Consider the following 18,435-nt stretch of genomic DNA (forward strand, 5'->3'; position numbering starts at 1 on the left):
TTACGGCCAGCGCTGAATAATGATTGAGGTGTTAATGCCGCCGAAGGCGAAGTTGTTGCTCTGCAGGAATTCACAATCAATCTTGCGCGATTCGCCCATGATGTAGTCAAGATTACCGCAGTTAGCATCCGGATTATGCAGATTCAGCGTAGGCGCGAACCAGCCCTCGCGCATCATCTGCAGGCTCATCCACGCCTCCAGCGCCCCGCAGGCGCCAAGGGTATGGCCGAAATAGCTTTTCAGCGAGGAGATCGGCACATTGTCGCCATAAATCGCCGCCGTCGCCTGGCTTTCGGCGATATCGCCGCGGTCGGTTGCGGTGCCGTGGGCCGAAATGTAGCCAATATTCCGGGCGCTTAAGCCCGCCATTTTTAACGATTGTTCCATGCAGATCTGCATGGTTTCGCGCTGCGGTTGGGTGATATGCGCGGCATCGCAGTTGGTGGCGAAGCCGATGATTTCGCCGTAAATAGTCGCGCCGCGCGCTTTGGCGTGCTCCAGCTCTTCCAGTATGAGAGTACCGGCGCCTTCGCCTATCACCAGCCCATCGCGCTGTTCATCGAACGGGGCGGGGGTGAGGTCGGGCTGTTCATTACGCTGGCTGGTGGCGAACAGGGTGTCGAATACCGCGGCTTCCGACGGGCATAGCTCTTCTGCGCCGCCGGCGACCATCACCGTTTGATAACCGTGGCGAATGGCTTCCCAGGCGTAACCGATCGCCTGGCTACCGGAAGTACAGGCGCTTGACGTCGGAATAACGCGGCCGCGCAGACCGAAAAACAGCCCGGTATTAACCGCGGTAGTATGGGGCATCATCTGCACGTAGGTGGTGCCGGTAATATTGTTGGTGTGCTTTTCCGTCAACATGGTAGCGAACTCGCTCACCGGGCCGGTACTGCCGGTTGACGAGCCGTAAGCGATGCCGGTCTCGCCGTTGCTCAGCACGGCATCGTCGATAAGCCCGGCCTGCTCGAGCGCCAGTTCAGTGGCGCGGGTAGAAAGTAGCGACACGCGGCCCATCGCGCGAATACGCTTACGGGTATAGTGGGCCGGAAGGGTGAAATCATCGATCGGCGCGCCCAGTAGCGTATGCAATCCGTCGTAAATGCGCCACTCCGGCATGGCGCGCACGGCGTTTTTATATCTCTGCAGCCCCGCCGAAACATCCTGCCAGTTGTCGCCAAAGGCGGTGACGCCGCCCATCCCGGTAATGACCACACGACGTGTCATAACATCCCTCCATTGATTGAAATGACCTGCCGGGTAACATATCCCGCTACATCCGACATTAAATAACTAGCAAGCCCCGCGACCTCGTCCGCCTGTCCCATGCGTTTCATCGGGATCATCGACATCGCCTCTTTTAGCGCAGCCTCTTCCATTTCGATCATCCCGGTGTCGATAAGCCCCGGGGCGATGCAGTTCACGGTGATTTTGCGCTTCGCCAGTTCAATGGCCAGCGCTTTGGTGGCGCCGATGATCCCCGCCTTCGCGGCGCTATAGTTGACCTGACCGCGGTTGCCCATGACGCCGGATACGGACGAGAGCGTGATGATACGCCCGCCCTGACGCGCGCTAATCATCGGCATGATGCACGGATGAATAACGTTGTAGAAACTGTCGAGGTTGGTGTGGATCACCGCGTCCCAGTCATCCTCGCCGAGCGCCGGGAAGGCGCCGTCGCGGGCGATGCCGGCGTTGCTGATAATGCCGTACCATGCGCCGTGTTCGGCCATATCCTGCTCAAGCACTTCGCGACACTGCGCGCGGTTGGCGACATCAAAACTCAGTAGACGACCCGAGCCGCCAGCCGAGGTAATCGCCTCCAGCGTTTGCTGTGCGCCCGACGCATCGCGATGATAGTGGATGCCTACGACAAAGCCATCCGCCGCCAGCTGACAGGCGATAGCGCGACCGATGCCTTTACTGGCGCCGGTGACCAAAACTGAACGACTCATTCTGACGCTCCTTGTTGAAATAGGGTGTTAAGTTCTGTTGGCGTCGGCTGGAAGGTATTGACCCGTCCGCTTGCCAGTTCTTCATTGCCTGCCGTAATGGCGCATTCGAAGCTGCCGAAACGTTCGTCCTGCATTAACAGCTTCACGGTAACGGACAGCGCCTTGCCGCCCGGTAGGCATCCTGTCGCGCAGACTAACTCGCGTGCGCCAAGCACCATACCTAGTGCGATGGACGTTTGCCCCCGCTGTTGGCGGTGCCATCCGGACCAGACGCCAACGGTTTGCGCCATGAGTTCCAGGGCGAACCAGCCGGGGAGATTGCCCTCTGCATCGAGAAACGGCGCCAGGACGCCATGGGGAGAGACAGTGACCCCGCAGGTAGCGGTTTCGTCGGTGACATTGATGACCTCTTCCAGCAGCAGCATTGGCGACTCGTGCGGTAAATAAGCGCCGGGCGATAAATAGTGGCTCATTGAATGCTCCCGAGCAGAATGCTGGCGTTATTGCCGCCAAAGGCAAACGAGTTCGACAGGATAATCGGCCGCGACAGCGGCAGGGGGCGTTCGATAATCCCGCACGGCGGAAGGGTGGCGTCGCGCGGCGACTGGCTGAAATCCTGCGCCGGCAGCGGCAGATTGCGTTGCAGGATCAGCATGCCGATGGCGGCTTCGGTGATCCCCGCCGCGCCCAGCGTATGCCCGGTCAGATGTTTGGTGGAGCTGCATGGAACCTGCTCGCCAAATAGCGCGTTGACGACGTGAGACTCTATCCGATCGTTAAGCGGCGTGGCGGTGCCGTGCAGATTGATATAGCCCACCTGTTCAGGGGCGATCCCCGCATCCTCCAGCGCCTGCTGAATGGCGCGGATCGCCCCTTCTCCTTCAGGATGCGGGGCGGAAATATGCCAGGCGTCGCTGGACTCGCCGATACCCAGCAGCGCGACAGGCTGCGGTTCGCGGGTCAGCAGCATCAGCGCCGCCCCTTCACCGATGGTGATGCCGCAGCGATCGCGGCCAAACGGCTGGCACAGGGTCGTGGAGAGCGACTCCAGACTGTGAAAACCGTTGATCGGCATACGGCTGAGGGTATCCGCGCCGCCGACAATCGCCGCATCCGCCAGCCCGGCTTCAATCAGTCGGCGCCCGCTGATAATCGCTCTGGCGCTGGAGGAGCAGGCGGTTGACAGCGTAAATGCCGGGCCATCCAGCGCCAGCCAGTGGCTGAGAAAACGCGATGGGTCTCCCAGCTCCTGCTGCGGATATTGCCAGGCCGCGCTTTCCGCGCCGCTAAGGGTCGAAGTGACGTGCGCGTCGCCCTCATCCAGCCCCGAGGTGCTGGTGCCAAGTACCAAGGCAACGCGCTCCCGCCCGTACTGGGCGATGGCGTCATCCACCTGCGGCTGAATTTGCGCCAGCGCCGCCAGCAGCAACTGATTATTGCGCGAACGATGGGCGCTAAAGGTATCGGGAATGGCGGGTAATTCGCCGTCCACGCCTGCGAAAACCGCCTGCGGATGTCCCTGTAGCCACCCCTCGCGCGGGCGCATGCCTGGCGCGATACCGCGAACCAGATTGGCGGCGATTTCATGATTATCGCGCCCTAACGCGTTAATCATGCCGACGGCAGAAATGTAGATCATCTCAGTCACCCAGGTATTGAATGGTGATGTGGTATTTAAAGACGTGCTGTTCGATGCTTATCGGCACGCGCTTGCCTTTGCGGTTGATATAGGTGATTTCCGTGACCAGCTTCCCGCGCGCGTTACGCAGTTCGCGTTTGTCGCCGCGGTCGGTCAACGTCCACCCTTTTGGCAACTGCGGCAGCCATGCGCTAACCGGCCAGTGGCTGAGCATCACGTCGGCCAGTACCTGGCTGGCTGGCGGCAGTTGCGGAACCACCATCGACTGTTCCGCGCGCAGCCCTCTTTCATCATAGGTCACCAGGAACAGACGGATACCGACGGACGACAGGCCCGCCAGCGTGAGCTTTTTATCATCGGCATTAAGCATGACCAGCAGCGACTGGGTTTGGCCGTTGAAGCTGCCGGTGAGTAACTGCTGCGAGTCTATGGCCGGCGAGATGCCAGGCGGCGGCAACGTGACGCGCGTACCCGGTTCCAGCCACGCCTGCGGACGGCCTTTCGGCTCCGGCTGCGAATGGCTGCAGCCGGCCAGTAATAAGGCGGCGAGTAGCGCGAAGGCGCGCCAGAATGATGGTCTTATCATCGTCTTTTTTTCTCTTTTTTGGTCGGCATCGCCAGCGGCGAAAGCAGGAAGGCGGTGAAAATGCCGCTTACCAGAACAATACCAAAACTACTAATGGCCTGAGTGGCGCTAAAGACCAGCATGCCAAGCGTCAATAAGGTGGTCATCATTGCCAGCGTGACCGCCAGCAGCGATGTCAGCGGCGTGCCGCGCGGGTTGCTGAAAAACAGCGTGTAGTTAATGCCGATGCCCAGTACCAGCACCAGCGCCAGCAAGGAGAACAGGTTAACCGGGTGGCCGCTAAGCGCCAGCGCCGCCAGCCCGCAGCCCAGCGACAATACGGACGGCACCAGGCTTATTAGCCCTTTGCGCCAGCCAAGGCGGATAACGGCGCCACAGGCAATCACCGCCAGCGCAACGCCCAGCAGCCCGGTTAAAATATGGCGGTAGAGCGCGAACAGCTGGTCGAAATCGCTTTTGCGATCGACCCACACAACGCCAGCCTGTTTTGTACTAAGCGTTTTTAGCGCCGCGCTGTCTTTCACGCCGCTCACCGGGACCAGCACGCCGCTTTCGCCATCCGGTAGCGTCAGCCATAGCAGCCGCCAGCCTTCGCTGGCCGGGCTGGCAAGCCAGTCATCGACGGTCACTGGCATAGCGTTGAGATCGGGATTGACCGTCGTCAGCCCGGCGTGATTTAGTGCTTTGCTGACGGTGGGCGCGGCGCGTTGCAGCAGGGTAAGATCCTGCTGCTGGCGGGCGAGTGAATTCAGCGGAATAGCGCGATATCCGCCGAGCAGGCCGTCGGTTTGCGCCTGCGTCAGCGCGGGTATAAATGCTTCCAGGCGCTCCAGCGTTTGCTGGGCGGATTCGCCGTAAACCACAAACCACTTCTGGTCGACGCTTTGTCCGGTGAGCGCAGTAATCGCTTTTTCCTGAGCCAGGATATCCTGCGGCAGCGCCTGGAGCTGCGAAATATCATCATCCACCCGCAGCGTCGCGAGCCCCGCCAGCGACAACAGCGCCAGTGCAACGGGAAGGCCGATGGACAGCTTTTTATTGCGCCGCCAGGCGGCGAGCCAGCGCAACAGCAACACCATCGCCGGCACCGGGCGCACGGGGAGCCCCCGGCATAGCCATGGATGCCAGAAAATTACCGTCAGGCATGAGGCGCTCAGGCCGACCGCCGCGAATAGCGCCATCTGGCGAATCGCTGGAAAGGGAGCCAGCATCATAATCAGATAAGCCGCCACGGTGGTGAGCAGCGCCAGCAGCAGCGAATGACGCACTTTGGCGAGGCTTTGCCACGGGGTTAATTCCGCGCCATGCACCATCCGTTCGGTCAGATAATAGAGCGTATAGTCGGCGGAGATGCCGATGATGCTCATGCTCATCACCAGAGTCATCAGATGCAGTTCGCCAAATAGCAGCAGCGTGACGACGGTGCCCGCCAGCGCGCCGATCGCAATGGAGAGCAGGCACAGTAGCAGCGGGCGCAGGGAGCGGAATACCGCCACAATCAGTAGGATCACGCCAAGCAGGGTGGCTACCCCAAGGGTGGAGATATCCTGTTTGGCCTGCTGGCTGGCGTAATCGCTGTAGAACACGGTGCCGCGTGACAATAGCTGCGCCTGCGGATGCTGCGTTTTCCACTGCTTCTCCAGCTCGCCGAGCGTAGTGACCAGCCGGTGCGTCTGCTGCATATCGAATGAGGAACCCGCCAGTTCGCCATGCAACAGATACCAGAGGTTGCCCTGGGCGTCTTTGGTCACCAGCCAGCCATCCTGCAGCTGCATCCGCTGGCCGCTTTTCGCCATCGCCAGCTGCGAGCCGCGCATCAGCATCAGCGGATCGTTTTGCAGTTCTTTGCCGCTGACGCCGGAAAATGCAGAATAGAGCTGCGAGAGGATCCATTGCGCCTGCGCTTCGCCGCCGTTTTGCAGGCGCGCGCGGGTAGCGGGGTCAATTAAACCGTTACGATGTTGCCAGAAAAACGCGCCCCAGGCCTGCTGGCTCTCAGCATCCATTGGGCCTTTTACCTCGGCCAGCGCTTTCGATGTTTGCAGCAGCCGCAGCCAGTCGCGGGCCACCTGCGGATCGGCCTGTTTACCGGGGCTGACCAGCCACACCAGTTGGCGGTCAAGACGCTGCATAAAACCGTCGTTCAGGCCAGGCGGGATTGCGCCAAGCGTCTGCTTCGGCAGCATAGCCAGTACGCTGCTGTTAAGCCGGGCCTGCGGCAGCAGCGCCAGCAGCGCGCCCGCCAGGATCAGGCAGACGATAGCCCATAACAGCGCAGGGCGTTTACTGGGCGGCAAAGCGTTGGCGTTCGTCATCGGTCAGTTGCGCTGGCGTCAGTTGATGTTGGGAAAGCGTAATATCGGTGCGATCGCCTTGTTTGTCGTTGAGCTGAATATGCTCCAGATAGGTTTTTCCGGCCAAATCGATGCGGGCAAAAATCTTATCCAGCGGCGTAGTGATGGGCGTCAGGCGCAGCGTCCACTGGCCTTCGCCTTTATCGGCAAATTCTACGCGGAAGTTCTCTTCCAGGACTTTACGATCCGCCTGGAACAGCGCGCGTAGCAAATGGTTGAACTGGAACATCTGCGGGTTGTTTTCAGCGGTGATGGTCTGCGGCGGCTGACCGTTAATTGCCTGCACCATCCGTTTATCATCCAGCAACAGTTGCATTGGGAACGGCGAGGTTTGATCCCACAGTAAACCCTTATCGCGGGCGATCAACATCTGTCCCTGGGATCGCAGCGGCTGCGGCAGATCCTTAATCGTGCGAACTTGATCGAAGTGGGCGCGCACCACCGGCTGTTCGGTAAAACGTTGTTGCAGGGTATCAAGCGTCAGGGCGCTGACCAACGGGCTGATAAACAGCCCTAACAGCAGCAGTAATCTCATGGTGTGACCCCCATGCGTTCAAACAGGATATTCGGGCTGACGAAACACATCTCGCGGCTATTTTCGTCCACCGCGACCTGGATGGTGTAGCCGGTGGTGGTACGTTTGCCGCTATCGGCATCAAAAATTTCGTAGCCAATGCGTAGACGGTTCTCAAACTCTTCTATCCGCGCGCGGACGCGAATGCGCTGCTCGAAGGTGATAACGTCGCGGTATTTCACGCGGGTATCGACCACCGGCCACAAATAACCAGAATCTTTCATCTGCCGGTAGCCGTAGTTGAACTGGTTAAGCAGCGCCTCACGGGCAATTTCGAAGTAGCGGAAATAGTTGCCATGCCACACGACACCCATCATATCGATGTCATGAAACGGAATTGTCAGCTCTACTTCAGCAGTAAAACGGGGATCGTTAAGCACCCTTTACTCCTTGTCTTTGGGATCCGGCAGATGCCAGAAATCGAAAAAGTTGAACCAGTCGAGCGGCGACTGCAGCGCGTAGTGTTCCAGCCGTTCGGCGTAGCGGTCGATGATGTGTTGCAATGCCTGCTGGCGTTCGGCGCGCGGCAGCAGCAGCGGATCGGCGAACGGTTCGCAGTAAATGCGTAGTTTGTCCTGTTGGCGTAGGGCGAAAATCAAATTAACCGGGCAGCGCAAAATGGCTGCCAGGATAAACGGCCCTTGTGGAAAGGGGGCGGCTTGCCCCATAAAACGGCTCCAGCAGACGCGCCATTCACCGCCGCGCTGCGGGTTAACCGCAATACGGTCGCCGACAATAGCGATCCATTCGCCGCGATCCAGCTTTTCTTGCAGCAGCATGGCGGTTTCCGGGCCGATATCGGTCACCGGCATTAGGTTCAGCCCGGCCTGAGGCGCCATCTCCGCCATAATTTGTTTAAAACGTTGCGCGTTTTCGCTGAACACCAGGGCGTTGATGGTTTTGCTGCCCTGCAGTTGCGCCAGCGCGCGGCAGGCTTCGACATCGCCGAGATGCGAGGCCAGCAGTAGTTTTCCTCGCGGGTCGCTAATATTTAGCGTCTCCTCGGCGCCTGCGGCAAAGACCACGTCGCGACCAAACTGTAACTCGCCGCGCCAGCTGGCGATTTTATCCAGCATCGCCTCGCCAAAGCGCAGGAAATGCCGGTAGCTGGTCAGAGTTGGCGGTAACGGCATCTGGCGCGCGGAGAGCTGTTCGCGCGCGCGGGTTATCCATTGTTGCGACGCGCGGCGCGCCGTCGCGGCCGTCAGCCAGTACACACCGACTACCGGATAAAGCAGCAACGAGAATGCCTTGCGCCCCAGCAGTCGCCACACCAGCAGCATCAGGCGCATTCCCCATAATCCTTTTACCTCCTGCTGGCGCGCCCAGTGCGGCGAGGCGCGGCGAAACAGCAGGGAGGGGATCCGCGGCAGCATGCCGAGGAACAGACGCGTGTGCATCAGCGAGATGCGGCAGTTATCTTTGAAGGCATCAAAATGCGACAAACCGTCCGGTGGATAGGTCACGCGGGTCGGAATAAAGTAGCTGGTGTTCCCCTGCCAGTAGAGGCGCACCATCACTTCGGTATCGAAATCCATGCGCTGGCCGAGCGTCACGCGCTGCGCCAGCCGCAGCGTTGGCATCACCGGATAGACGCGAAAGCCGCACATGCTATCTTTCAACTGCAGTGATAGCGTTTCAATCCATACCCAGATGTGGGTTATCCAGCGCCCGTACAGGCGCGAACGCGGGATGGAGTCGTCGTAAATCGGCTGCCCGGAAATTAACGCTTCGGGGTGGGCCTGCGCCAGCGCCAACAGTTGCGGAATATCTTCGATGGCGTGCTGACCATCGGCATCGACCTGCACCGCGTGGCTGAACCCAGCTTCCGCAGCGGCCTGTAGTCCATGGATCACCGCAGCGCCTTTGCCTGCGTTCCGAGGTAAGCGGATTAGGGTCAGATTGGCAGTTTCCGCCGCCAGCCGATCCAACTGCTGCCGCGTGCTGGTATCGCTGCCGTCGTCCACCACGATGCAAGGCAGGCCAAAGGGCTGCAGGCGCGCCAGCACTTGCGGCATCATTGCGCCGTGGTTATAGCAGGGAATCAGCACGCAGGGAGAGAAATCTAACGGCATAAGCGAATTTTCCCGCTGCTGGCGGTATGTCGCGCTTCGCCGTCGTGGCGCAGATAGCTAAACGTAAGAGTCTGGCGCGCTTCCTGCCAGTTGAGGGCGAGCGTAACGGTTGTGTCCGGCAATAGCGGCGACTGAAACTTCACGTTCTGAACGCTGTGAAAACGCCAGCCGGGGGCCAGCAGCGTGGTGGCGTAATGCATCGCCCACTCCATCTGCGCGACGCCGGGTAGTAGCGGCTGCACGGCAAAATGGCCGCGAAACCAGAATAGCGCCGGATCGAGATATAGCACGATTTCAACCCGATCGGCTTGCGGCTGACGGCGCTCAATTTCATGGGGCTTCACGAAATAACTCCTGTAATTGCGCGTAGACACGCTTGTTCATGCTGTTAACGGGGAGCTCGTCAATCACCCGCCAGTAACGAGGGATAGCCACAGGCTCCAGCAAGGCGCGCAGCGCTTTCCGCCACTGTAATTCCTGGCTTTTCCCCCAGCGGCGGCGGGTATCGTCGTCCAGCACTAACAACGCGCCAACGCTCTGGCGGCTGCCGCGGGTAATCGGCACGACGGCGGCCTCAAGAATGCCATCCAGCTCCAGTAATCGGTGTTCCACTTCGCTTAGTGAAATGCGCTTCTCTTCAATTTTAACCACCCGGTCGCGACGACCTGCCAGCTGGAATTGACCACTTTCATTGAATTGCAGAATGTCATCGACAACCAGGCCGTTATCGTCGGCGATTAGCGGCGAAAAAAGACGGAATGTGTCGCCATGCGGCTGAAAACGGATGCCGGTGAACGGCTGCCATGGCGTGTCATCCTGCAGGCGCTGACGGCAGGCGATAACCCCGCTTTCCGTGCTGCCGTAGATTTCATCCGGCCAGACAGCAAGCCAGCTGGCGGTTTGCATCGCATCCTGCCAGAGCAGCTTGCCGCCGGCGGACAAAATCATCGTGACCGGTGGTGGGGGCAACTGGCGATCGAGACGTTTGAGGAAAGCCGGACTGCTGATAAACAAATAATGATGATCATGGCTTAATGCCGCCAACTGCTCGGCGTACTCAATCATCGCCGCGTGCAGCGGCAAACCCAGCGCCATTGGCAGGAACAGGCGGAACGTCAGGCCATATAAATGCTGTGGCGCGACCGATGCCACTACTCTGATATCTGCCAGGCGTCCGGCATAGTGCGCAGCTAACAGCGCCGCCTCGCGGTCGAGACTCTTGACGGGCTTACTAATTCGCTTCGGTTCACCGGTAGAACCGGAGGTAAAAAGCTCAATATCGGCGTCATCGTCGATTGCCGGGAATGCGTATTCGTGGGGGGCGGCCGTCATTGCGGAATGCACAACCTGTACCGGCCCGCGCCACGCCAGCGCCTTATCGCTCAATATGCCGTCGAAAAGCGCCCGCTGTTCGTTTAATAGCGACGCTCGGCTATGGCCAGGGAGCACAGGCGTTTTTCCCGCATGCAGCGTGGCCAACAGCGCAACCATAAACAGGTAGCTGTTGTCAAAACAGAGCGCCCAGCGCTCGCCTGGCTGCTGTTGCAAGCAGGAAAGCAAATGAGCGACATCGTAGCGCAGATGCGCCAGCGTCCAGCGGCGCTCTTCCTGCCACGCAATCAGGGTTTGCGGCGGGCGCGGGGCGCTGAGCCACTGGGCCAGCGTGAGGGGCTGCATCATGGTTTATCTCGTTTAATCACCCGCTGACGCACCAGCCACTCGCCGGCCATCAACATCCCTATTAGCAGATAGGAAATCATGCCGTTCCAGGCCGTCCACAGCGACATGTCGCCATGCAGCGCGGTAAATAGCGCAATACCGCCGTTGCCAACGAAAAAGGCGCACCAGATTTGGGTAACCCGGCGGGTGTAACGCAACGCACGTTCAGGAAGAGCCGGTTCCCGCAGCCGCGCCAGGCGCTCGACTATCGGCATGCTTGACCACAACGAGCCGCCAAACACTGCCAGCATCACAGTGTTCACTACCACCGGATAAAACAGCAGCAACTGATGGGTTTTTAGCAGATAGCTGGCAATGCACAGCGTCATGCCGGTTGCCGCTACGACCTGAGTGACCACGTTCAGCGGCCCCGCCTGTCGCCGGGTCTGGCGAAAGCGTAAAAACAGCAGTAGCGTCATTAACGGTAGTAGCCATTGCAGACTGTTATGCGCCAGGCCAAACCAGACTAAAAACGGCCAGGCCAGCAGCAATACCCCTGTCATTAACGGAACGACCGGCAGCGAGCGGATGCCCGACACGGTGAATTACGCTTCTTTCAGTAAGTGTTCTACCGCATCGACGACATCCTGCACGGTGCGTACGGTTTTAAACTCTTCTGGCTTGATTTTCTTACCGATTTTCTTTTGCAGATGGACGATCATGTCGATGGCGTCGATGCTGTCCAGTTCGAGATCTTCGTACAGGCGGGCCTCAGGTTTAATATCCTGCGGATCGATTTCAAATACCTTCACCAGCAGCGAGGAGACTTCTTCGTAAATGGCTTGTTGTTCGGTCATGACGGTTCTCCTCAGGCACGCTGCGCTTGAATAAATGATGCCAGCGTGGCGACGGAGAAGAAGTGCTGGCGCATCTCTTCGCTTTCAGCCGACAGCACCACGCCATACTGATTTTTCACCGCCAGCCCCAGCTCCAGCGCATCGATGGAGTCCAGACCCAGGCCATCGCCAAACAGCGCGGCGTCGGTGTCGATATCATCTGCGGACAACTCGTCCAGGTTCAATGTACTGATTATCAGATTCTTAATTTCAAGATAAAGCGCTTGCATCATTAATTCCTGTTTCAGGTGTAGTGCCTGATTCTAATTTAAGCAAAATATGCCGGTTTAACTGCCGTGCGGCCAGCGCCGGTTCTTGTTTATTTGCCTCGTAAAACTGGTCTATCCGCAGCCGTTCTCCGACTTCGACGGTAAATAACGGCTTCGTTCGCGGCGCGTCGTACCATTTGCTCTGTTTACCCAGCATATGCTCGGTACAACGGATGATGACGACGCGCAAATCGCTGCCGCAGCGCACGGCGATATTGGCCGCGCCGCGCTGCAGCTGCATTTTTTCCCCCGGCACCGTTCGGGTTCCTTCCGGGAAAATCAAAATAGTATCGCCCTGCTGTAAGCGCTGCCGGCTGGCCGGGAGCAGGGCATCGGCCCGATCGTTAATTAAATAATCTGCCGCGCGGATCACGCCGCTGACAAATGGGTTTTTCAGCAACGCGCTTTTCACCAGACAGTCGGTCTCCGGCATCACCGAGGCCAGCATCACGTAGTCGATAAGGCTGGGATGATTAGCGACCACCAGGCAACCGCGCTCCTGATGTAAAATATCGCGTCCTTTGATCTGGTAATCGAGTACGCCGACGCCTTTTACCACGCCGAGAAAACAGCGGAAACTGAGCGAAATACTGCGCCGTGCTATACGGCGGCGTCGGGTCTTATCGCGCACCAGGACCAGCAATAGATTGAACCAGACGACAGAGAGCAGCAGCCCGCCAAGGCCAAACAGCGCGAAACAAACACCGGTCATTGCCGCGCGCCAGAGCCGATTGAGCCGACACAGAAGCGCGTTCATGAACGGCTCCATTGCCACTGCACGCGTTCTCCTGGCAGCGTGAATGCGCGCGCATTTTGCAAATAATACTGTAAAAACAACAGGCTTTGCGGCAGCGCAATCTCTTCGACTGCATCATGGCGTTGTGCTTTACACTGCCATTCGCTTCCCGCTTCAATGACCCACGCCACCGCGTAGGGCCAGGTTGGCATCGTTGGTGGTAGCTGCGAGTGATAAAACTCCGGCAGAAAACCATCGAAATCAACCATCAAGATGCGCTGATAGCCCGCCTGTAGTAGAGCCATCGCTTCATATAAACCCTGCTGGAAAGTATCGCGACCGGCAGAAAGGGATGACGACGCAATGGGTTTTTTCGCCGCAATCGTCAAATTACCGACGGCGGAATTATGTACCGACAAGGCGAAATCGGTAGGCGAGACCGCCTGCTCCATCGCCAGGGCGTGGAGGATCCGATAGTTACGCTCTAGTTCACCGTGACGGCTGGTATAGAGCACAGCATCGATCGCATGGCGGCGCAGCATCGCCAGCCCACACTCCACGGCTAGCCTGCTGCCGGAGCTAAGTCGGCGGGCGGTCATCATCGGTAATTCGCTAAGTTTGGCCGGCGCTGCGGCTGGATCGATGGCGTGCAAATGCTGTGACCACCGTTGCCACTGCTCGGTGCCACTGACTCCAGGCGCGAAGGCCTGCCAATCAACTATGTTAAATGAAAATGTCATCTACACGCGTCCGCGAAAAATCAATTATTTTTCTGACATATCAACAAGGTATGTCCAACGCCCAAATTATCGTGACGTTGTTCTACCCGGAAACCCGCCATTTCCAGATAGCGATAAAACTTCTCTACGCTGTAGAAACGACTGTTGCCGTTGGCCATACAGGTAAAGTAGAGCGAAGACGCATTCAGACTAAATGATGCTGCTTCAAACTTTTGCGCATCCCAGAACAGCTCCAGAATACACAGGCGCGCGCCGGGTTTCATGACCTGCGCGACGTTACTGAGTAGCGTGATAATTTGTTCCGGGGAAAAGCAGTCAAGGAACTGGCTCATCCACCAGATATCCGCCTCTCCTGGTAAGGGGGCGTCACTCAGCATATCCACAGCATGACAGTCAATGCGGTGGGTAAGGCCCGCATTTTCTATATTTTCGCGGGCCAGCGCAATTTGTTGTGGCAAATCTAATAACGTAATCGCGATATTTTCATCATACTGGCAGCAGCGTAGCGCCCACTTACCGGTATTTCCGCCGACATCGTACAGGGTTGCGGGCCGGCTGGCGAATACATGTGGCAGCGCGGCGCTAAAGGCACCGTCGGAATAGTAATGATCGAAAGCAAACCAGCTTTTACGCGCCGCTTGCGGAAGTTGCGATAATGCCGGGTAAATCGTTGGCCACTCACCAAAAACTTTTAAACCAGATGGTTTACCTTCCTGTAACGCATTTTCCAGAAAGAATAATCCCTGATAACAAACGTCCTGAGTAAAATCCATATTTACACGGGTCATCGTATCATGGAGTAAGAAATGTCCCACTTTAGCGAGGTAATAGCGTTCTTCTTTATAGGTAACAATACGCCCGCTTAATCCCATATCCAGCAAAACGCCTACAGCATATTCATTTCCCTCACAATTTTCGCTAATTGCTTCAAGGGTCGCGCCGCGTTTACCTTGCCGATCGAGATAATCCAGGATGCCTGAGTTACGCAGACATAACGCGGTTTGAAAGAGCATAGGAGCGAAAGCGATGCGTTGCGCTTCCGTGATAGCATCCAGTGCGCTAAGAGAGTCCTGTTGGTACACGTTCGGCACAACCTTTTTCAATCAATGAGAGGGGAACGGGCCAATACTGGCCCGTTGAGGAGTTACTTCTGCAACGCCGTATTAGCGGCGAGGGTAACCTGAATATCTTTATCGAGATTGTGCACCCAGCGATTATAGTTTCTATGAATCTTTCCGCCGGAAGCCATTAGATTAAGGCTGCTCACGTAATTAATAGAATAGCTTGTTGCTGAGTAGTTAATTTTAATATCCGCGGAGTGGGCTCGGTTTTGCAAATGCCCTTTGATAACGCCAGGACCTGCATCGGACATAATCCATTCACGTTGAATACCCGCCTGGAGAATAGCATTCTTGACCTGAGCTTCGGTATGACCCGCGCTAACCGTAGTCTGGACCTGTTCAATCGGCGCAGTGCGCGCGCAACCCGCCAGCGCGCCGACAACCGTGGCGGCAACAATCCAATGAATAACCTTTTTCATGAATACTCCCTATCGATATATTTGTTGAGAAAATACTTAGGTCAATGTCAAAAATAATAATATCGTCGTGATGTCGTGTTTTTATTCAGGTTGTTTATTTAATTTGTTTTACTTTAAAAATGTGACAAATAAATATCCTAATGTTATAGGAATGCTGATTTTCGGATAAAGCGACGGCGCAGGTATGCTGCGGGGTGAAGTATAAGTAAATTAACTCCGCTTAATCAATGAATATAATCGGTAAGTTATGTCTTAATTTTACGCATTTTAAATCGCCAATCGCCGTTGATTTATTGCCAGAGTAATATTGCGGCTAAGGGCTGCTTTTCTGTACACGTCGTGGTAATAGTGAAGCGTGTCGTATCAATTTGGTGGAACCTAATGCCTGAACCCGTCGCCGAACCGGCGCTCAGTGGACTGCGCCTCAATCTGCGGATTGTCTCCGTCGTAATTTTTAACTTTGCCAGCTATCTCACTATCGGCCTGCCGTTGGCGGTTCTGCCAGGCTACGTTCACGATGTGATGGGGTTTAGCGCCTTCTGGGCCGGGCTGGTGATTAGTCTGCAGTATTTCGCCACGCTGTTGAGCCGACCGCACGCCGGGCGCTACGCCGATCTGCTTGGACCGAAAAAGATTGTCGTTTTCGGCCTTTGCGGCTGTTTCCTGAGTGGTTTGAGCTATCTGCTGGCGGCCTGGAGTAGCGGCTGGCCGTTGCTGAGTCTGCTGCTGTTATGTTTGGGACGAGCGATCCTCGGCATTGGCCAGAGCTTCGCCGGCACGGGCTCGACGCTATGGGGTGTAGGCGTTGTCGGCTCGCTGCATATCGGGCGGGTGATTTCGTGGAACGGGATTGTGACCTACGGCGCGATGGCGATGGGCGCGCCGCTGGGCGTGCTGTGCTATTCATATATTGGCCTCGGCGGCCTGGCGATGGTCATTATGGCGGTCGCTTTGGTGGCTATCCTCTGCGCGCTACCGCGAACGGCGGTGAAAGCGACGAAAGGTAAAGCGATGTCATTTCGCGCGGTGCTCGGCCGGGTTTGGCCTTACGGCATGGCGCTGGCGTTGGCTTCTGCCGGCTTCGGGGTGATCGCGACCTTTATAACTCTGTTTTATGACGCAAAAGGCTGGGACGGCGCGGCCTTTGCGTTAACGCTGTTCAGCTGCGCGTTTGTCGGCACGCGGCTGCTTTTTCCCAACGGTATTAACCGCCTCGGCGGCCTGAACGTGGCAATGCTCTGTTTTAGCGTGGAGGTTATTGGCCTGCTGCTGGTGGGCTTTGCACTGACGCCGCTGATGGCGAAAGTCGGGACTTTCCTCACCGGCGCGGGGTTCTCGCTGGTTTTCCCTGCGCTCGGCGTAGTCGCAGTAAAAGCAGTACCGCAGCACAATCAGGGCTCGGCGCTGGCGACCTATACCGTATTTATGGATTTGTCGTTGGGAGTGACCGGGCCGTTGGCCGGTCTTTTGATGGCGTGGACCGGGATACCAACGATTTATTTGGCGGCGGCAGGGCTGGTGATGGCGGCGCTACTGCTGGGCTGGCGGTTAAAAAAACGGCCCCCGGTGGTGGAACCGGAGGCCGCTGCATCAGGGCAATAAAATTAGTTAATGACCAGCGTGTTGACGATGCTTTCTGCTTCGGTCTGCGCCTGTTGCTGGTTGTCCGCTGGCAGAGTGACCTGCAGGGTCAGCAGTTTGTCATCGACTTTACCGAGCAGCACGGAGGACCATGCGGTCTGCCCTTTGGCGGAAATAATGCTGTCCAGTTGCTGTAAGGTGTGGCCTTTGATCTCAATTGATTTGTTAGACACGACTTGCAGCTGCGGGTCGCGGCTGCGCTGCTGATCTTCCAGACGTTTGGACAGCACCGCCAGATCTTCATTAGTGCTGTCGCCGACGATCACAATCACCGCTTTCTGGCCGGTGGCGTCGGAATAGACGTGCATATTGTTGGCCTGGGTGCCGAGCTTACCGCTCTGGTCGGCCATACCTGCCGGCAGAGTGAAGCTCAGTTTACCATCCAGCAGGCTAATCGCCTGGCCGCTGGTGTTGCTCTCTGCTGCTGCCCCGACGGTCGGCGCTTTTGAATCGCTGTTATCACAGGCCGCAAGCCCCATAACCAGCAGGCCAATACCGACATATTTAACCAAATTGCGCATTGACATCTTCCTTTCGATAAACGGCCATTAACGGCTCATCCGGTTATCTTATCACAACCGTTAGCGAGTACCTTTAACCTGGCTGCAATGCCGACAAATCAGATTTATCCGCCAGTCTTTTCAACAGCATATTCAACAGCACGCCGTACATCGGCAAGAAGAAGACGATGCTGATAAGTACTTTGAAGCAGTAGTCGACGATGGCGATTTCCCCCCAGTGGGCGGCCATAAACGGATCCGGGCTGCGCCAGAAGGCGATGAAGAAGAAGGCCAGGGTATCGCTGACGTTACCGAACAGGGTCGACGCCGTCGGCGCCAGCCACCAGCGACGATTCTGACGCAGGCGGTTGAAGACGTGGACGTCGAGAATCTGCCCCAGCGCATAGGCCATAAAACTGGCGGCGGCGATACGGGCGACGAACAGATTAAAGGTGCCCAGCGCGGCAAAGCCCTGCCACTCGCCCATATAAAACAGCGCCGAAATGCCATAGGAAATAATCAGCGCCGGGATCATCACCGCGAAGATGATGCGTCGCGCCAGCGGGGCGCCAAAAATGCGCACCGTCAGATCGGTGGCGAGAAAAATAAAGGGAAAACTGAACGCGCCCCAGGTGGTATGGAAACCAAAAATGGAGATCGGCAGCTGGACCAGATAGTTGCTGGAGGTGATCACCAGCAGATGAAATAGCGAAAGCCAGACGAGCGCTTTCTTACGCTGTACGGTAGTAAAGGGATTCATATTGTGACCTTTTTATGCCCGTCATGCTTCATATCAATGAAGGAATCGGGAGCGGAACGTTGGGGTGAGGGAACCCAATTAAAAACGGCTGCATGATACTGCGTTGAGAGCGTAATGCAATGGTTGTTTTTCGCGCAAACGTTAACCTGGCTTGCGTACTGGCGAAGTGGGGGTAAACTAGGGCCGTTTTGTTGAAGTGAGATAAAAATGAGCGAACTTTTCTCCAGTCCTGACCATACGCTGGACGCCCTTGGGCTCCGCTGCCCGGAGCCGGTGATGATGGTGCGTAAAACCGTGCGTACCATGCCGGTGGGCGAGACCCTGCTGATCATTGCCGACGATCCGGCGACGACCCGCGATATCCCCGGTTTTTGCCTCTTTATGGAGCATGAACTGGTGGCGCAGGAAACCGAAGCCCTGCCGTACCGCTATTTAATCCGCAAAAGCCACTGAACCCATCCCGGATAGCGGCGCGTTGCGCCTTATCCGGGCTACCCAACGATCTGGA

General features: G+C 57.2%; 22 protein-coding genes. 2 read left to right on the forward strand and 20 right to left on the reverse strand.

Annotated elements, in window-relative coordinates; all coding sequences use genetic code 11:
- The 18 genes from PGR79_RS13445 to PGR79_RS13530 all read right to left on the reverse strand — a co-directional run bounded on the left by PGR79_RS13445 (position 1) and on the right by PGR79_RS13530 (position 15,026).
- Positions 1-1,230: a beta-ketoacyl-ACP synthase gene (locus tag PGR79_RS13445; RefSeq protein WP_113373980.1), complete on the reverse strand. Its 1,230-nt coding sequence runs from the start codon at positions 1,228-1,230 to the stop codon at positions 1-3.
- Positions 1,227-1,958 carry a 3-ketoacyl-ACP reductase FabG2 gene (locus PGR79_RS13450; RefSeq protein WP_113373979.1) on the reverse strand — a complete coding sequence of 244 codons (732 nt, stop codon included), beginning with the start codon at positions 1,956-1,958 and terminating at the stop codon, positions 1,227-1,229. The genes PGR79_RS13445 and PGR79_RS13450 overlap by 4 nt, the downstream gene beginning before the upstream one ends.
- On the reverse strand, positions 1,955-2,431 hold the full coding sequence (locus PGR79_RS13455; protein WP_113373978.1) for a 3-hydroxy-fatty acyl-ACP dehydratase: 477 nt from the start codon (positions 2,429-2,431) through the stop codon (positions 1,955-1,957). The genes PGR79_RS13450 and PGR79_RS13455 overlap by 4 nt, the downstream gene beginning before the upstream one ends.
- A complete protein-coding gene (locus PGR79_RS13460; RefSeq protein ID WP_430921839.1) occupies positions 2,428-3,597 on the reverse strand; it encodes a beta-ketoacyl-[acyl-carrier-protein] synthase family protein in 1,170 nt (389 codons plus the stop codon). Before PGR79_RS13460 ends, PGR79_RS13455 begins: the two co-directional genes overlap by 4 nt.
- Before the next feature lies 1 nt (position 3,598).
- Positions 3,599-4,183, reverse strand: coding sequence for a DUF3261 domain-containing protein (locus tag PGR79_RS13465; protein ID WP_087859025.1), 585 nt, complete (start codon positions 4,181-4,183; stop codon positions 3,599-3,601).
- Complete coding sequence (locus PGR79_RS13470; protein WP_430921841.1) at positions 4,180-6,498, reverse strand: MMPL family transporter; 2,319 nt, start codon at positions 6,496-6,498, stop codon at positions 4,180-4,182. The genes PGR79_RS13465 and PGR79_RS13470 overlap by 4 nt, the downstream gene beginning before the upstream one ends.
- Positions 6,467-7,072 carry an outer membrane lipoprotein carrier protein LolA gene (locus tag PGR79_RS13475; protein WP_087859027.1) on the reverse strand — a complete coding sequence of 202 codons (606 nt, stop codon included), beginning with the start codon at positions 7,070-7,072 and terminating at the stop codon, positions 6,467-6,469. Before PGR79_RS13475 ends, PGR79_RS13470 begins: the two co-directional genes overlap by 32 nt.
- Positions 7,069-7,491 (reverse strand): acyl-CoA thioesterase, encoded by a 423-nt coding sequence (locus tag PGR79_RS13480; protein ID WP_113373974.1) that lies wholly within the window; start codon positions 7,489-7,491, stop codon positions 7,069-7,071. Before PGR79_RS13480 ends, PGR79_RS13475 begins: the two co-directional genes overlap by 4 nt.
- A 3-nt stretch (positions 7,492-7,494) precedes the next feature.
- A complete protein-coding gene (locus tag PGR79_RS13485) occupies positions 7,495-9,186 on the reverse strand; it encodes a glycosyltransferase family 2 protein (RefSeq protein WP_430921844.1) in 1,692 nt (563 codons plus the stop codon).
- Complete coding sequence (locus PGR79_RS13490) at positions 9,177-9,530, reverse strand: hydroxymyristoyl-ACP dehydratase (protein ID WP_430921846.1); 354 nt, start codon at positions 9,528-9,530, stop codon at positions 9,177-9,179. Before PGR79_RS13490 ends, PGR79_RS13485 begins: the two co-directional genes overlap by 10 nt.
- Entirely contained in the window at positions 9,517-10,866 is a 1,350-nt protein-coding gene (locus PGR79_RS13495; RefSeq protein ID WP_430921848.1) for an AMP-binding protein, read from the reverse strand. The genes PGR79_RS13490 and PGR79_RS13495 overlap by 14 nt, the downstream gene beginning before the upstream one ends.
- Positions 10,863-11,444, reverse strand: coding sequence for a hypothetical protein (locus PGR79_RS13500; protein WP_430921850.1), 582 nt, complete (start codon positions 11,442-11,444; stop codon positions 10,863-10,865). The genes PGR79_RS13495 and PGR79_RS13500 overlap by 4 nt, the downstream gene beginning before the upstream one ends.
- A 6-nt stretch (positions 11,445-11,450) precedes the next feature.
- Positions 11,451-11,702 carry an acyl carrier protein gene (locus tag PGR79_RS13505; protein ID WP_047047899.1) on the reverse strand — a complete coding sequence of 84 codons (252 nt, stop codon included), beginning with the start codon at positions 11,700-11,702 and terminating at the stop codon, positions 11,451-11,453.
- An 11-nt stretch (positions 11,703-11,713) separates the two neighbouring features.
- Positions 11,714-11,971: a phosphopantetheine-binding protein gene (locus PGR79_RS13510; protein ID WP_045397051.1), complete on the reverse strand. Its 258-nt coding sequence runs from the start codon at positions 11,969-11,971 to the stop codon at positions 11,714-11,716.
- Positions 11,952-12,767, reverse strand: coding sequence for a lysophospholipid acyltransferase family protein (locus PGR79_RS13515; RefSeq protein WP_087859033.1), 816 nt, complete (start codon positions 12,765-12,767; stop codon positions 11,952-11,954). Before PGR79_RS13515 ends, PGR79_RS13510 begins: the two co-directional genes overlap by 20 nt.
- Positions 12,764-13,486, reverse strand: a complete 723-nt coding sequence (locus tag PGR79_RS13520; RefSeq protein WP_430921852.1) for a beta-ketoacyl synthase chain length factor — start codon at positions 13,484-13,486, stop codon at positions 12,764-12,766. Before PGR79_RS13520 ends, PGR79_RS13515 begins: the two co-directional genes overlap by 4 nt.
- 20 nt (positions 13,487-13,506) lie before the next feature.
- On the reverse strand, positions 13,507-14,568 hold the full coding sequence (locus PGR79_RS13525) for a methyltransferase (protein ID WP_123273284.1): 1,062 nt from the start codon (positions 14,566-14,568) through the stop codon (positions 13,507-13,509).
- Between the two features lie 62 nt (positions 14,569-14,630).
- Positions 14,631-15,026, reverse strand: a complete 396-nt coding sequence (locus PGR79_RS13530; protein WP_113373969.1) for a hypothetical protein — start codon at positions 15,024-15,026, stop codon at positions 14,631-14,633.
- Between the two features lie 381 nt (positions 15,027-15,407).
- Here PGR79_RS13530 and PGR79_RS13535 point away from each other — a divergent pair, with 381 nt between their 5' ends.
- On the forward strand, positions 15,408-16,628 hold the full coding sequence (locus PGR79_RS13535) for an MFS transporter (protein WP_087859037.1): 1,221 nt from the start codon (positions 15,408-15,410) through the stop codon (positions 16,626-16,628).
- Positions 16,629-16,630: 2 nt separating this feature from the next.
- On the opposite strand, the gene PGR79_RS13540 is transcribed toward PGR79_RS13535, so the two are convergent.
- Together PGR79_RS13540 and PGR79_RS13545 are read right to left on the reverse strand one after the other, a co-directional pair.
- Positions 16,631-17,188, reverse strand: a complete 558-nt coding sequence (locus PGR79_RS13540) for a DcrB family lipoprotein (RefSeq protein WP_045397026.1) — start codon at positions 17,186-17,188, stop codon at positions 16,631-16,633.
- A 73-nt stretch (positions 17,189-17,261) separates the two neighbouring features.
- A complete protein-coding gene (locus tag PGR79_RS13545) occupies positions 17,262-17,927 on the reverse strand; it encodes a 7-cyano-7-deazaguanine/7-aminomethyl-7-deazaguanine transporter (protein ID WP_213317318.1) in 666 nt (221 codons plus the stop codon).
- Between the two features lie 207 nt (positions 17,928-18,134).
- On the opposite strand from PGR79_RS13545, the gene tusA reads away from it, so the two are divergent.
- Complete coding sequence (gene tusA, locus PGR79_RS13550) at positions 18,135-18,380, forward strand: sulfurtransferase TusA (RefSeq protein ID WP_015703711.1); 246 nt, start codon at positions 18,135-18,137, stop codon at positions 18,378-18,380.
- Positions 18,381-18,435 lie beyond the last annotated feature (55 nt).

The sequence above is a fragment of the Klebsiella sp. 141161 genome, assembly GCF_050600815.1.
Classification (GTDB): Bacteria; Pseudomonadota; Gammaproteobacteria; order Enterobacterales; family Enterobacteriaceae; genus Klebsiella; species Klebsiella aerogenes.

Coding starts and splice junctions, on each gene's coding strand:
- PGR79_RS13445 (WP_113373980.1), bottom strand. CDS start 1,230: ATGACACGTCGTGTGGTCATTACCGGGATGGGCGGCGTCACCGCCTTT.
- PGR79_RS13450 (WP_113373979.1), bottom strand. CDS start 1,958: ATGAGTCGTTCAGTTTTGGTCACCGGCGCCAGTAAAGGCATCGGTCGC.
- PGR79_RS13455 (WP_113373978.1), bottom strand. CDS start 2,431: ATGAGCCACTATTTATCGCCCGGCGCTTATTTACCGCACGAGTCGCCA.
- PGR79_RS13460 (WP_430921839.1), bottom strand. CDS start 3,597: ATGATCTACATTTCTGCCGTCGGCATGATTAACGCGTTAGGGCGCGAT.
- PGR79_RS13465 (WP_087859025.1), bottom strand. CDS start 4,183: ATGATAAGACCATCATTCTGGCGCGCCTTCGCGCTACTCGCCGCCTTA.
- PGR79_RS13470 (WP_430921841.1), bottom strand. CDS start 6,498: ATGACGAACGCCAACGCTTTGCCGCCCAGTAAACGCCCTGCGCTGTTA.
- PGR79_RS13475 (WP_087859027.1), bottom strand. CDS start 7,072: ATGAGATTACTGCTGCTGTTAGGGCTGTTTATCAGCCCGTTGGTCAGC.
- PGR79_RS13485 (WP_430921844.1), bottom strand. CDS start 9,186: ATGCCGTTAGATTTCTCTCCCTGCGTGCTGATTCCCTGCTATAACCAC.
- PGR79_RS13495 (WP_430921848.1), bottom strand. CDS start 10,866: ATGATGCAGCCCCTCACGCTGGCCCAGTGGCTCAGCGCCCCGCGCCCG.
- PGR79_RS13505 (WP_047047899.1), bottom strand. CDS start 11,702: ATGACCGAACAACAAGCCATTTACGAAGAAGTCTCCTCGCTGCTGGTG.
- PGR79_RS13510 (WP_045397051.1), bottom strand. CDS start 11,971: ATGCAAGCGCTTTATCTTGAAATTAAGAATCTGATAATCAGTACATTG.
- PGR79_RS13515 (WP_087859033.1), bottom strand. CDS start 12,767: ATGAACGCGCTTCTGTGTCGGCTCAATCGGCTCTGGCGCGCGGCAATG.
- PGR79_RS13520 (WP_430921852.1), bottom strand. CDS start 13,486: ATGACATTTTCATTTAACATAGTTGATTGGCAGGCCTTCGCGCCTGGA.
- PGR79_RS13530 (WP_113373969.1), bottom strand. CDS start 15,026: ATGAAAAAGGTTATTCATTGGATTGTTGCCGCCACGGTTGTCGGCGCG.
- PGR79_RS13535 (WP_087859037.1), top strand. CDS start 15,408: ATGCCTGAACCCGTCGCCGAACCGGCGCTCAGTGGACTGCGCCTCAAT.
- PGR79_RS13540 (WP_045397026.1), bottom strand. CDS start 17,188: ATGCGCAATTTGGTTAAATATGTCGGTATTGGCCTGCTGGTTATGGGG.
- PGR79_RS13545 (WP_213317318.1), bottom strand. CDS start 17,927: ATGAATCCCTTTACTACCGTACAGCGTAAGAAAGCGCTCGTCTGGCTT.
- tusA (WP_015703711.1), top strand. CDS start 18,135: ATGAGCGAACTTTTCTCCAGTCCTGACCATACGCTGGACGCCCTTGGG.